The 13108-nt window shown below is 51.5% G+C and carries 11 protein-coding genes; all 11 read left to right on the top strand.

Annotated elements, in window-relative coordinates; translation table 11 throughout:
- Genes ftsL through K7H08_RS02405 form a run of 11 tightly spaced genes read left to right on the top strand, consistent with a single transcriptional unit; the run spans position 1 to position 12859 of the window.
- Complete coding sequence (ftsL, locus tag K7H08_RS02455; protein ID WP_038485421.1) at positions 1-336, top strand: cell division protein FtsL; 336 nt, start codon at positions 1-3, stop codon at positions 334-336.
- Positions 333-2039 carry a peptidoglycan D,D-transpeptidase FtsI family protein gene (locus K7H08_RS02450; RefSeq protein ID WP_038485418.1) on the top strand — a complete coding sequence of 569 codons (1707 nt, stop codon included), beginning with the start codon at positions 333-335 and terminating at the stop codon, positions 2037-2039. Before ftsL ends, K7H08_RS02450 begins: the two co-directional genes overlap by 4 nt.
- Positions 2040-2053: 14 nt before the next feature.
- Complete coding sequence (locus tag K7H08_RS02445; RefSeq protein ID WP_231657114.1) at positions 2054-3547, top strand: UDP-N-acetylmuramoyl-L-alanyl-D-glutamate--2,6-diaminopimelate ligase; 1494 nt, start codon at positions 2054-2056, stop codon at positions 3545-3547.
- Complete coding sequence (locus tag K7H08_RS02440) at positions 3547-4905, top strand: UDP-N-acetylmuramoyl-tripeptide--D-alanyl-D-alanine ligase (RefSeq protein ID WP_231657113.1); 1359 nt, start codon at positions 3547-3549, stop codon at positions 4903-4905. The genes K7H08_RS02445 and K7H08_RS02440 overlap by 1 nt, the downstream gene beginning before the upstream one ends.
- Before the next feature lie 9 nt (positions 4906-4914).
- Positions 4915-5997, top strand: a complete 1083-nt coding sequence (mraY, locus tag K7H08_RS02435) for a phospho-N-acetylmuramoyl-pentapeptide-transferase (protein ID WP_038485409.1) — start codon at positions 4915-4917, stop codon at positions 5995-5997.
- Positions 5998-6056: 59 nt separating this feature from the next.
- On the top strand, positions 6057-7451 hold the full coding sequence (murD, locus tag K7H08_RS02430) for a UDP-N-acetylmuramoyl-L-alanine--D-glutamate ligase (RefSeq protein ID WP_198349276.1): 1395 nt from the start codon (positions 6057-6059) through the stop codon (positions 7449-7451).
- Entirely contained in the window at positions 7448-8629 is a 1182-nt protein-coding gene (gene ftsW / locus K7H08_RS02425) for a putative lipid II flippase FtsW (protein ID WP_231657112.1), read from the top strand. The genes murD and ftsW overlap by 4 nt, the downstream gene beginning before the upstream one ends.
- 18 nt (positions 8630-8647) lie before the next feature.
- Positions 8648-9745: an undecaprenyldiphospho-muramoylpentapeptide beta-N-acetylglucosaminyltransferase gene (gene murG / locus K7H08_RS02420; RefSeq protein WP_084183740.1), complete on the top strand. Its 1098-nt coding sequence runs from the start codon at positions 8648-8650 to the stop codon at positions 9743-9745.
- Positions 9746-9798: 53 nt separating this feature from the next.
- Positions 9799-11211 carry a UDP-N-acetylmuramate--L-alanine ligase gene (gene murC, locus K7H08_RS02415; RefSeq protein ID WP_095603312.1) on the top strand — a complete coding sequence of 471 codons (1413 nt, stop codon included), beginning with the start codon at positions 9799-9801 and terminating at the stop codon, positions 11209-11211.
- On the top strand, positions 11208-12149 hold the full coding sequence (locus K7H08_RS02410) for a D-alanine--D-alanine ligase (RefSeq protein WP_231657111.1): 942 nt from the start codon (positions 11208-11210) through the stop codon (positions 12147-12149). Before murC ends, K7H08_RS02410 begins: the two co-directional genes overlap by 4 nt.
- Positions 12146-12859 carry a cell division protein FtsQ/DivIB gene (locus K7H08_RS02405; protein WP_038485394.1) on the top strand — a complete coding sequence of 238 codons (714 nt, stop codon included), beginning with the start codon at positions 12146-12148 and terminating at the stop codon, positions 12857-12859. Before K7H08_RS02410 ends, K7H08_RS02405 begins: the two co-directional genes overlap by 4 nt.
- Positions 12860-13108: the final 249 nt, after the last annotated feature.

The raw sequence follows: 13108 nt of genomic DNA, 5'->3' as shown, positions 1-13108 counted from the left end.
ATGAGCATGGATCGGATAGAGCGTTGGGCGTCAACGCTGCGCACCGAATGGCCTTTCAAGCTACGTTTTCGAGCTTGGCCGGTTATCCTTATCGTGCTGTTCTTGGCGTGTGTCGTGACCGGTGGTTTAGTGGTTGCCACCACGCATATGACGCGAGTGCAGTATGCGCAGCTACAGCAGTTAGAGCAGGAAAAAAATCAGCTGCAAACCGAGTGGGGGCAGCTGCTATTGGAAGAGGGGGCGTGGTCTACTCCAGCCCGTGTAGAGCAAATTGCTACGGAACGGCTTGAAATGCGCATTCCCGATGTGAATGATGTCGAGGTGATTCGACCATGAAGCGCGAAAGTCGGGGAGGGATATCCCGTCAAATGCCTATTGCGCCGCCATTAGCTGGCGGACGCTTTTTATTTATTCTCATTATTGTAATGCTTGCGTCAGCCATTTTAGTCGGCAGGATTACGCTGCTTCAGGTAATTGATCGCCCGTTTTTACAGAGCCAGGGCGATGCCCGTACGCTTCGCCATGAGGCAATACCCGCACACCGCGGTATGATCACTGATCGTAATGGTGAACCTCTGGCTATTTCTACGCCTGTTGTAACACTTTGGGCGAATCCTCAAGAGCTACCTACCGATGCCATTCAGCGAGTAATGCTGGCGCAAGCTTTAGGCATGTCGCTCGATGACTTTGAATCCCGTGTCTCTCGATATAGCAGTCGAGAATTTATGTACCTTCGTCGTCAAATGACGCCCGATGCGGCCCAGCGCATACTGGATTTACGCACGCCTGGTGTTTATCAGCAGCGTGAATACAAGCGTTATTATCCAGCCGGTGAAGTGGCGGCGCAGTTGCTGGGTGTTACCAATGTGGATGATGTGGGGCAAGAGGGTCTAGAGCTCTCTTATCAGCCCTACTTAGCGGGGCATCCTGGACAACGCCGAGTCATAAAAGATCGACGAGGTCGTTTAGTTCGTGAGCTCGGAGTTATCCGTGAAGCGCAACCTGGCGGTGAGTTAACGTTGGCGATTGATCAGCGTATTCAATATATGGCCTACCGTGAATTGCGCGCTGCTGTCGCTGAGCATGAGGCGGACGGTGGAGTGTTAGTAATGCTCGATGCGCGCACAGGGGAAGTGTTAGCAATGGCTAACTTGCCTTCTTACAACCCGAATAACCGCGCTGGGTTAGATCCGCGAGGTTTACGCAACCAGGCACTGGTTGATGTGTTTGAACCAGGGTCTGTTATGAAGCCTTTGGCAATGGCTGCAATACTGGAAAGTGGTGTTGTAGATCGTGATGCTATCGTTGACACCTCGCCTGGCTGGATGCGCCTGGATCAGTTCACTATTCGAGACTTCCGTAATTATGGCGATTTAGATTTAGCGGGGATTCTAGAAAAATCTTCAAACGTTGGTATGTCTCGTTTAGCGCTACAGCTAAGCGATACGGCCATTTGGGAAAAATACAATCAGCTAGGTCTTGGACAAGCACCGGGAACCGGCTTTCCTGGTGAGGCGACAGGCAGTTTGCCAGCGCCAGTTCGCTGGTCTCGAAGTGAACGAGCGACGCTCTCCTATGGTTACGGTCTCTCTGTTTCAGCGGTTCAATTGGCCAGTGCTTACACTGCGCTAGCCAATAATGGCGTGCGTTTGCCGCCCTCGCTGTTGAGGCTTTCTGAGCCTCCTCAGGGGAGTCCTGCTATATCGCCCACAGTGGCCAATGATTTGCTGAATATTTTAGAAACGTCGGTCGCCGCCTATACCGGTGGTCGCCGAGCGCGCGTTGAAGGCTATCGTGTGGGGGGGAAAACAGGCACGGTGCGTAAAATAGGGCAGCAAGGTTATACCACTGATGCTTACCGCAGTGTTTTTGCGGGGATTGCGCCTATTTCCGACCCGCGTATTGTTACCGTCGTTATGATTGATCACCCTCGCGCTGGCCAATTTTATGGTGGAGCAGTGGCTGCTCCGGTGTTTTCTAGCGTTACAGGTAATGCCCTACGTTTGCTGGACGTGCCGCCCGATCACGAGGTCGAGTAGCATAAGGAGATTGCATGAGGTTGTCCCCAGAGAGTCTATGGGTTGCGCTAAAGCAGGTTTGGCCTAACGCTGTATTACCTGAGGAGTTGCCTAAATTACCAGAGCAGCTTCGCTTAGTGACGGATACGCGTAAGTTAGCGATGGGCGATGTATTTGTGGCTATTCCTGGTAGTCAGCGTGATGGTTATGAGTTTGTTGACCAAGCATTGGCGGCAGGTGCATCACTCGTTTTGGCGCACACGAAAGAAGGTGGTGTTTCTCTGGACGGGCAAATACTTTATTTGCCGCATCTGTCTATGCGACTTGGTGAGCTAGGTCGCACACTGTTTTCTGTTCCCGAAGACCTCCAGGTGATTGGGGTGACGGGCACCAATGGGAAAAGCTCTGTTACCCATTACATAGCAGCGTTAAGCGAATTGCTTGGCAAGCCTGCTGGAGTGATCGGGACATTGGGTGTTGGTCGCCTTGGCCAATTGGTCGACACAGGCCTTACTACGCCTGGTTCATTGGCAATGCAAGAAACCTTGGCTGATTTAGCTAACCAAGGAGTGAAGCGTGTGGCGCTTGAAGCGTCTTCGCATGCCCTTGAGCAACGCCGTTTAGACGCAGTGAACGTCGCCGCAGGCGTATTCACCAACCTGACGCGAGATCACCTTGATTACCATGGCAGTATGGCGGCTTATGCCGCTGCAAAAGCAAAGTTGTTCCGGCGTTCTGAGCTTGTACTTGCGGTCGTCAATGCAGATGATCCACTTGCGCGGCTAATGCTGGCAGGCTGCGATAGCCGTGTGCGTGTTTTGGCAGTAGGCGACGATGAAGCAGTGACGCTGCGCGTGATTGGTTGGCATCCCCATGAATATGGTCAACAGGCTCTTGTTGCTACGCCGGAAGGTGAAAAAACGCTTAATCTCGGTTTGATGGGGCGGTTTAACCTAGACAATGTGCTGTTAGCCATTAGTGTACTTTATGGGTTGGGCGAGCCTTTAGATCAGTTGTTTGAGTCGGCAACTGAGTTGAGCCCAGTGCCTGGGCGTATGGCGTTATATCGCGAGGTTGATGCGCCCAGCGTTGTTATCGATTATGCCCACACGCCGGATGCATTAGCTAATGCTCTTGAAGCGCTGAAAGAGCATTTAGGGAGCGCTGGGAAACTATGGTGCCTGTTCGGTTGTGGTGGTGAGCGTGATACGGGAAAGCGAGCTGAAATGGCTGCTGTAGCGGAGCAGCGAGCTGACCACGTGATCGTTACTGACGATAATCCGCGTACGGAGTCTGCCGAGCAAATTCGCCAACAAATTATTTCGGGCTTTTCTGCTGCGGCTGCCTTTACGGAAATAGGTGATCGTAGTCAGGCAATTTGTCATGCGGTTCAGCATGCTGATACCCAGGACGTTATCTTGGTGGCTGGAAAAGGTCATGAGGCCTATCAGCACATCGGTAACGTGCGTCATGACTATCAAGATAGCGAACAAGTGATTAAAGCCTTCAAATTTAGGGCTGCCATGTGATGAACTGGTCGTTAGCTAGTATTGCCTCAGCACTAAAGCTTTCTGTCCCGCAAACTTTATGCGAGTTGTCGGTCACAGCGGTAATTACCGATACGCGTCATATTGTGCCTGGGTGTCTGTTTGTGGCTTTGAAGGGGCCGCGTTTTGATGGCCATGATTTTATTGAGCAGGCGCTTGAGAAAGGCGCTGCAGCTGCTCTGGTTGAGCGCCCGGTAAGCAGTTTGCTTCCTCAGCTAGTATGCGCAGACACGCGTTTGGGCCTTGGCCTGCTGGCGCGGGCTTGGCGTGAACATTGTAAACTGCCGCTGGTGGCTGTCACCGGCAACAGCGGTAAAACAACCGTTAAAGAGATGACGGCTGCGCTACTTTCTCCATTAGGCGGTGTGCTTGCTACGGTGGGCAACTTAAACAATGACATTGGTGCGCCGCTGACATTGCTGCGTTTAGCAACGCACCATCAGGTAGGTGTGATTGAACTAGGGGCTAACCATTTGGGCGAAATTGCCTGGACCAGCCAGTTGACCTCCCCTAATGTCGCCATCATTACCAATGTAACAGGCGCACATGTCGGAGAGTTTGGCGGTATGGGGCAAATTGCCCAAGCCAAAAGCGAAATATTAACCGGGCTAGTTGAAGATGGTATTGCGGTGCTAAATCGCGATGACTATTACTTTGAATTTTGGTTAGCCTGTGCGGGAAGCAAGAAAGTTGTAAGCTACGGCTTACATGGCGATGCGGACGTTCACGCGTCCGCACTTTCGTGCGACTCTTTGGGGCGGTATGCTTTTACGCTTGTTGAGCGTGGCCAAGTGCTGGGCGACGTCCAACTGCCCTTGATTGGTAAACATAATGTGAGTAATGCTTTGGCGGCTGCTGCAGCGGCTCTCGCATTAGGCGTTACACCAGAGCAAGTAGTGACGGGGCTATGCGAATTGTCCTCATTATCTGGTAGGTTAAGCATCGTCCCCGGTGTGCGCAATACGACGTTGTTAGACGACACGTACAACGCAAATCCTGGTGCTGTGAAAGCGGCGTTGGATGCGTTAGCGAACTTTCCTACACCGCGCTGGTGCGCGCTTGGCGCAATGGGGGAGTTGGGTAGCGAGTCTCATGCCCTACATGCTGAGATCGGTCATTACGCTGCGTCACTGGGTATCGATACATTGCTGACTTTTGGTGATGCCGCCCGTTCAGCAAGTGAAGCCTTCGGTCGCGGGCTGCATTTTGACGACCACGAGACGCTAGTGCGTCATGTTATTAATACTCTGCCGCCTAACACCACACTGCTGGTGAAAGGATCGCGTAGTGCAGGCATGGAAAATGTCATTGCTGCGCTACGTGCGGATGAAACAAGGTAAGCGCCGTTCATGTTACTTCACCTGGCGAATTTTCTAGCCCAATATCAGTCTGCTTTCCAAGTTTTTAACTATTTAACCTTACGTGTCATTCTCGCAGCGCTAACGGCCCTCATGCTATGCCTGTGGCTTGGGCCCTGGGTTATACGCCGATTAGTTGAAGGTCAGATTGGCCAAGCGATTCGTGATGATGGCCCTCAATCTCATTTGTCTAAAGCAGGTACGCCCACTATGGGTGGGGCAATGATATTGTTGGCTATTGCTATCAGTACGCTGGTCTGGGGCGATTTAACCAATCATTATGTTTGGGTGGTGCTACTGGTCACATTAGGTTTCGGGGCTATTGGCTGGGTCGACGATTATCGCAAGGTTGTTGAAAAGAACCCGCGTGGATTACCCGCTCGTTGGAAGTATTTCTGGCAGTCGGTGGTGGGTATTGGCGCTGCTTTGGTGCTTTATCTCACGGCCGCCACACCGGCTGAAACTAGCTTATTGATCCCGATGTTTAAAGATGTCGCGTTGCCGCTTGGCGTGTTCTATATCGTGTTGACCTATTTTGTGATCGTTGGCAGCTCTAACGCAGTCAATCTCACGGATGGTCTTGATGGCCTGGCGATCATGCCCACTGTACTGGTGGCAATGGGCTTGTCCGTATTTGCCTATGCAAGTGGGAATGCTGTGTTTGCCAACTATTTACATATTCCTTTTATTCATGGCACCGGCGAGTTGGCTGTTTTCTGTGCCACTATTGCTGGTGCGGGCCTGGGTTTTTTGTGGTTCAACACTTATCCCGCTCAGGTGTTTATGGGAGATGTAGGGGCGCTGGCGCTAGGTGCCGCACTAGGCGTTGTCGCCGTTATAGTGCGCCAAGAAATTGTGCTGTTTATTATGGGCGGTATCTTTGTGCTTGAAACGGTCTCGGTGATTCTTCAAGTTGGCTCTTATAAGCTTACCGGTCGGCGTATTTTCCGTATGGCGCCGTTGCATCACCACTACGAGCTGAAAGGTTGGCCAGAGCCGCGGGTAATTGTGCGTTTCTGGATTATTACCGTCGTACTGGTGCTGTTAGGGTTGGCTACGCTTAAAGTTCGATGATTAGCAAAGTAATAGCGGCAGTGTTGCCACTATTAGCGTGATGCACAAAGGAGCCGGTCATCGTGCGAGTCGCAAATGGAGTCACCGTTGTTATTGGCCTGGGGATTTCTGGGCAAGCTATTTGTCGGCATTTGGCGCGTCAAGGCGTGCCATTTATGGTAGCAGATACGCGAGCTGAACCTCCGGGGCTACACGCTTTTCAGAACGAGAACCCCAATGTTGAGGTTTATTGTGGTCCATTAACGGCGCTTGATTTTACAGATGCCTATGAAGTGGTTGTCAGCCCTGGTGTAGATCCTCATTCGCCAGGGCTTGATGGCTTGCTAGAGCGTTATAATCCAGCAACGGGGGAGCCCGTGCTGGTAGGTGAGATTGCTTTGTTTGTTCGCGCGGTGAATGCGCCGGTCGCCGCTATTACTGGCTCTAATGCCAAGTCAACTGTTACGACGTTACTCGGCGAGATGGCTAGAGTTGCTGGTGTTAAAGCTGCGGTGGGTGGCAATTTGGGTACGGCTGCATTGGATTTATTAGCTGAATACCCAGATGCCGAGCTTTACATCCTTGAACTCTCAAGTTTTCAGCTGGAAACAACGCCTCATTTGGGTGCTAAAGCGGCTGCTTTTTTAAACCTCTGTGAAGATCATTTAGATCGTCATGGAGATATGGTGGGTTACCGCCGCGCTAAGCAGCGTATTTTTCGCGGTGCACAATCAGTCATTGTCAACGCGGATGACGCGCTCACTTGGCCAGAGTCGCCGGTTGATCATGTAGAGCGTTTTACGGCCTTCGCACCCGCAGCTAATGACTGGGGAGTAGTTGAAAAAGGTGGCGAGTTAACGCTGTTCCAAGGTGATACTGCTTGGCTTAGCACAGAAGCTCTCAATATGGCAGGGCGACATAACTATGCCAATGCACTAGCAGCATTGGCAATGGGTAAGGCGTTGGGCTTCGCAAAAGCACCGATGTGCCAAGCATTAACTGCTTTTAAGGGGCTGCCCCATCGTAGTGAAGTCATCGCTCGTATCAATGGCGTTATGTGGGTGAATGATTCAAAAGGCACTAACGTTGGCGCTACGCTAGCCGCGATTCAAGGCATTAGCGCGTCGCTGACAGGGAAAGTAATATTATTGGCCGGTGGTGTCGGTAAAGGTGCTGATTTTACCCCCCTGGCAATGCCATTAGCAGAGTGTGCCAAAACTGCGGTGCTATTTGGCGCTGACGCACTCCGTCTTGAAGCCGCTTTGTCATCTGCTGTTCCAGTGCATCTAGTACACGATTTAACTCAAGCTATGGAAGTGGCCTGGGAAATAGCTGAGCCCGGCGACTGTGTATTGCTGTCACCCGCCTGCGCAAGCCTAGATCAGTTTGTTAATTACCAAGCGAGAGGCGATGCCTTTCGGGATTGGGTTGAGCAAAAGCATAAACAGCATAATCACTCAGGAGAGAGGTTATGAGCCGAGTACAGCGTATCCGCGATACTTTGACAACGCGACATTTACCCTCCGATGTGTGGTTGATCGCCGCCGCCGTAGCGTTAGCTGGGTTAGGCTGGGTGATGGTAAGTTCAGCATCGGTAGGTCTGCTGGAAAACAGCTATCACTACTCTCGGCAGCATGGCATTTTTCTACTCCTGGCTATATTGGCTTGTTTTTTTATGCTGTGTGTTCCTTTGGAAGCATGGCGGCAAAACGCAGCGCTAATTTTGCTAATGAGCATTATCATGCTAGTGCTGGTGCTCGTGATTGGTCAGGAAGTTAACGGCAGCAAACGCTGGATTTCACTGCCTGGCCCCTTACCGAGCCTGCAAGTTTCGGAGCTTGGAAAAATCGGTTTGATTTTTTACATGGCCGCCTTCATGTCTCGCTTTACCTATGATCTGCGCCAACGTGCATTAAGTATGTGGCGACCTTTAGCGGTGCTTGCCATTCCGGCAGGGCTGCTTTTTCTTGCTCCCGATTTTGGCGGCATGGTGGTATATACCGTGTGCGTTATTGGTATGTTAATGATGAGCGGCGCTTCACTTACCTTGCTATTTGGTAGTGGTGGCGTATTGGCTGTTGGTGCCGTCATGATGGTCGTTATGGAGCCTTACCGCTTAGCGCGCTGGACGAGCTTTTTGGACCCCTGGGCTGATCAGTTTGCGACTGGCTATCAGCTTACCCAGGCGCTGATTGCTTTCGGTCGTGGGCATGTGACCGGTACTGGTTTAGGTAATAGTGTGCAAAAACTTCACTACCTGCCTGAAGCTCACACAGACTTTATTTTTGCTGTCATCGCAGAAGAGCTTGGCATGATAGGGGCCATTCTCGTTGTACTACTATTTACCTTGCTCATTACCAGGGCGATGTTGATTGGTCGTCGCGCAGAATTGGCAGGCCATTTATTTGGTGCCTATGTCAGCTATGGCATAGGTTTCGTTATTGCAGCTCAGGCATTTATCAATATGGCGGTAAGCTCGGGGCTGTTGCCAACGAAAGGGCTAACATTGCCGTTGATTAGCTATGGCGGTTCAAGTTTATTGGTAACCGGTATGATGATTGGCTTGTTGTTGCGCGTAGATGCAGAGACGCGTCACCGTCCGCGTCGTGTATCAACACCCTATAAGTCACGCCATGAACCTCGGTTACCGTAACTACTCAAGGAGTTGTTTGTGACGACGAACGCACGTCGACGCATTTTAATTATGGCGGGAGGTACCGGAGGTCATGTTATTCCGGCGCTTTCATTAGCACGTTCGCTCAAAGCCCACAATGTCGACGTTGAATGGCTGGGAAGCCCAAGAGGGATCGAAAATCGCCTAGTGCCAGAAGCAGGTATTACGCTTCATACCATCGACATAAGCGGTCTGCGTGGCAAAGGAGTAGCTGGCTGGCTGAAGGCACCGCTGAACCTTTCCCAAGCCGTACTGCAAGCGCGAAAGGTAATTCGCCGCTTCAATCCTGATGTGGTGGTTGGGTTAGGTGGCTTTGCCAGTGGCCCTGGTGGGCTGGCGGCGTGGCTTTCCAGGGTGCCATTAGTGATACATGAACAAAATGCTATTGCTGGGCTGACCAATAAAGTGCTCTCGAAATTGGCGACACGCACTTACGCGGCGTTTGCCGAGGCTTTTGGTGACAAGGCAGAAGTGATTGGCAATCCGGTGCGAGAAGATATTGCTGCACTGGGTGAGCATCCAAGAAGTGATTCTGAACTGGCCGTTCGTCCGCTGCGGTTATTAGTTGTTGGTGGCTCGCTAGGGGCGGTCGCATTGAATGAACGTTTACCGCCCGGGTTGGCGGGCTTGCCTCCAGAGCGACGCCCTGATGTTCGCCATCAAGCGGGCAAAGACCGAGATGTGGCGACGGCAAGCGCCTACGTCGAGCATGGAATTGTGGCAGATGTCACTCCTTTTATTGACGATATGGCGGCTGCGTATAAGTGGGCAGATTTAGTCGTTTGCCGTGCCGGAGCGCTAACAGTGGCAGAGCTTGCCGCAGCTGCAAAGCCCGCCTTGCTAGTGCCGTTTCCATTTGCTGTTGATGATCATCAGCGAGTCAATGCTGGCGTTTTAGTAAAGGCCGGGGCGGCACTTTGTGTCACACAGTCTGAACTGACCCCCGAGCGATTAACACACTATTTAGATGAGCTATTAGTCCCGAGCGTTTTGTCAGATATGGCTTCTAAAGCCCGCCAAGCGGCTTGCTTAGAGGCGACTGAGCGTCTTACAAAGGGATGTTTAGCGCTGGTTAAACAAGGAGAGACTGCGTGACCGACTCTATTAATAATACGTTGCACTCAGGTGTCCGTCCAAGCGGCCCTGGTATGCGCCGTATTAAGCGTTTGCACTTTGTTGGTATCGGTGGCGCAGGTATGTGTGGAATCGCGGAGGTGCTCGCGAATCAGGGTTACAGCGTCAGCGGTAGCGATATGAAGGCATCGAATGTTGTTGAGCGCCTTCGTCAGTGTGGCGTTAACGTTGCTATCGGTCATGCTGAAGAGAATGTGGTAGGCGCTGACGTCGTGGTTGTCTCCAGCGCCATTGATGCAACAAATCCTGAAATTCGTTGGGCTCATGAGCATCGTGTGCCCGTGGTTAGGCGTGCTGAAATGCTGGCCGAACTAATGCGCTTTCGCCATGGTATTGCTGTCGCAGGAACCCATGGCAAGACGACTACAACCAGTTTGACGGCAACGCTGCTGGCGGAAGGCGGATTGGATCCCACCTTTGTGATTGGTGGAAAACTCACCAGTGCTGGCGCTAACGCTCGGTTGGGGGAGGGTGATTATCTAGTCGCTGAGGCTGATGAATCGGATGCGTCTTTTCTTCATCTTCAGCCAATGGTCTCTATTGTGACGAACATAGATGCAGACCATATGGCGACCTATGGTGGGGATTTTGAGCGCTTAAAAAGCACATTCATCGAGTTTCTGCATAATTTGCCGTTTTACGGGCTGGCAGTGCTGTGTATTGATGACGCTAACATTCGGTCGATGCGTGATCAGGTGAAGCGTCAGTTTGTCACCTACGGTTTCGATGAAGATGCTGATTACCGCATTGTGGACTTCACTCAGCAAGGCGGTGAAGTCTCGTTCACCGCAGTGCGTCCTGGGGAAGCTGCTCCATTAGCTATTCGGCTAGCAATGCCTGGTCGCCATAATGCGTTAAACGCTATGGCGGCGATTGTTGTAGCAACGGATGCTGGGGTCAGCGACGATGCCATTCTTCGTGGGCTTGCAAGTTTTGCTGGTGTAGGACGCCGTTTTCAAGTGCATGGCCACTTCAGCGCCCCCAAGGCTGATGGCGAGATCATGTTAGTCGACGATTATGGGCACCATCCCCGTGAAGTTGACATGGTCATTCAGGCGGTTCGTGCAGGTTGGCCGGATCGTCGACTGGTCATGTTGTACCAGCCGCATCGCTACAGTCGCACCCGCGATCTTTATGAAGATTTTGTTCGTGTGCTTTCTCAAGTGGATACGCTCGTTCTATTGGATGTTTATAGCGCTGGGGAAGCCGTGATTCCAGGCGCCGAAGGCCGCACCCTTGCTGGGTCTATTCGTCAGCGAGGAGAAGTCGATCCAGTGTTCGTTGAGCATAAACAGGAGCTACCTGCACTGTTAAGCAAACTTCTGCGCCCTGGGGATATCTTTATTACTCAAGGTGCCGGTGATGTGGGTGGTATTTCGCTGCGTTTCGCGCAAGCCAAGTTGGCGCTAGATAAGGTAGAGCTATGAGTACAGCAATGTCATTGAATGACCCCTTGGCACGCGTCGTTGTTGTTTATGGTGGTACTTCAGCAGAGCGCGAAGTGTCGCTTAAAAGCGGTGCAGCTGTGCTTGACGCATTAAAGCGTCAAGGTATCGATGCCATTGGCTACGATCCAAAAGAAGAGGGTTTGGTAGGGCTAGAACGCCTTGCCCCAACGGCTGTTTTTGTGGCTCTTCATGGTCGTGGTGGTGAAGATGGTACGCTGCAGGGAGCGCTAGAGCTTTTAGGGCTGCCTTACACCGGCAGTGGGGTGCTGGCGTCAGCGTTAGGAATGGATAAGCAGCGTACGAAGCAGGTTTGGCAGGCTGTAGGGTTACCCACACCTGAAAGCATCATGCTCAGCGAGACATCTGATTGGTCTATGGTGGTGTCGCAATTAGGTTTACCAATGATGGTAAAGCCTGTTCACGAAGGTTCCACGCTGGGGATTAGTATCGTTAAAAGCCAGGAAGCATTAGAAGCTGCTTATCACGAGGCGGCGAACTATGACGCCCGTGTTATGGCTGAGCGGTTCATTGTAGGTGAAGAGTATACCGTTGCTCTGCTTGGTAATGACGTGTTGCCGGCAATTCGTGTCGAAGTCCCAGGCGGTTTTTATGATTACGAAGCGAAATACATTGCTAACACTACTCAGTATCACCTGCCCAGTGGCTTAGCATCTAGTGATGAGCAGGCCTTGGCAGAACTATGCAAGAAAGCGTTTGATGCTGTAGGTGGCGAAGGCTGGGGGCGTGTAGATGTGATGCGCGATGCGATGGGCAAGTTTTGGCTGATTGAAGTTAATACTGTGCCAGGAATGACGGATCATAGTTTAGTGCCTCAAGCGGCGGCGCATGCGGGCATAGAGTTTGATCAGTTGGTGTTGAGTATATTGAATACTGCGGTTCAACGCAGCTGCTCATGAAGAAGCGTAATGCGTGGTTAGGCCTCATATTGCTGACACTGTTGCTCGGTGCTGGTGGGCGTGCCTTATGGCTATGGTTAGATAAGCCTATTGAGCGTGTGTCTATTCGTGGCGAGTGGGAGTATGTGAGTGCTGATTACCTCCGTACTCAGCTAGCGCCGCTCGTTCAAGAGGCAACTTGGCTCTCGGCAGATTTAGGTGAGTTGCGTAGGCGTGCGTTGAGAATTGGCTGGCTGAATGAAGTTAGAATTTCCAGAGAGTGGCCAAATGCACTTGTATTTGAGCTGGTAGAGCAAACGCCAGTGGCCCGCTGGAACGATGATTTTCTACTTAACCCCAAAGGTGAGTCGTTTGCGTTTGCGCCACTAGGCGTGCCTCAAGGGCTTCCTGATTTGGCTGGGCCGACGGGAAGTGGTGAAGAGGTGCTTACCTATTATCGCCGCTTAACGCCTCATTTCCAGGGATTATCGTTGTCACTTTCTCAATTACGCCTAGAACCCCGTGGTGCATGGCGGCTCCAGTTAAGCAATGGTGCCTGGGTAATGTTAGGAAGACGTCAGCATGAAATCCGACTAGCTCGTTTGTCGGCATCGTGGCAGCGTGAGCTTGCTCAGGTTGGGGAACATATTCGCTATATCGATTTGCGTTACCCCAATGGTGTTGCAGTTGCCTGGCACGGAGAAAGTGACTTTGCAGAAGAGAATGAGTAATAAGCGACTTACAATGTGCAAAAAGTAGGTAAATGTAAGTGGTTGCCAACAGCGAAAAGCCATGAATAGGGTTTAAATCGCACACAAAGGCGATTATCGTAGGCGTGCGCTAGTCGTATTGTCAGTATTGTTTCTATACTATGTTATAGCTGATGTTTTTTTATGGGCTTTTTTATTTAATTACGATCAGCATTTGGCTTGATATTACGGTAGGCGTCAATGTTATTACGTGTGATTTTGTATCGCCGT

Origin of the sequence: Halomonas sp. IOP_6 (assembly GCF_021151565.1) — a bacterium.
GTDB classification, from domain to species: domain Bacteria; phylum Pseudomonadota; class Gammaproteobacteria; order Pseudomonadales; family Halomonadaceae; genus Vreelandella; species Vreelandella alkaliphila.
The sequence above is the reverse complement of the archived record's forward strand: the minus strand, read 5'-3'. Positions and strand labels throughout refer to the sequence as shown.

Coding starts and splice junctions, on each gene's coding strand:
- ftsW (WP_231657112.1), top strand. CDS start 7,448: ATGAGCCGAGTACAGCGTATCCGCGATACTTTGACAACGCGACATTTA.
- ftsL (WP_038485421.1), top strand. CDS start 1: ATGAGCATGGATCGGATAGAGCGTTGGGCGTCAACGCTGCGCACCGAA.
- K7H08_RS02410 (WP_231657111.1), top strand. CDS start 11,208: ATGAGTACAGCAATGTCATTGAATGACCCCTTGGCACGCGTCGTTGTT.
- K7H08_RS02445 (WP_231657114.1), top strand. CDS start 2,054: ATGAGGTTGTCCCCAGAGAGTCTATGGGTTGCGCTAAAGCAGGTTTGG.
- murC (WP_095603312.1), top strand. CDS start 9,799: ATGCGCCGTATTAAGCGTTTGCACTTTGTTGGTATCGGTGGCGCAGGT.
- mraY (WP_038485409.1), top strand. CDS start 4,915: ATGTTACTTCACCTGGCGAATTTTCTAGCCCAATATCAGTCTGCTTTC.
- K7H08_RS02450 (WP_038485418.1), top strand. CDS start 333: ATGAAGCGCGAAAGTCGGGGAGGGATATCCCGTCAAATGCCTATTGCG.
- K7H08_RS02440 (WP_231657113.1), top strand. CDS start 3,547: ATGAACTGGTCGTTAGCTAGTATTGCCTCAGCACTAAAGCTTTCTGTC.
- K7H08_RS02405 (WP_038485394.1), top strand. CDS start 12,146: ATGAAGAAGCGTAATGCGTGGTTAGGCCTCATATTGCTGACACTGTTG.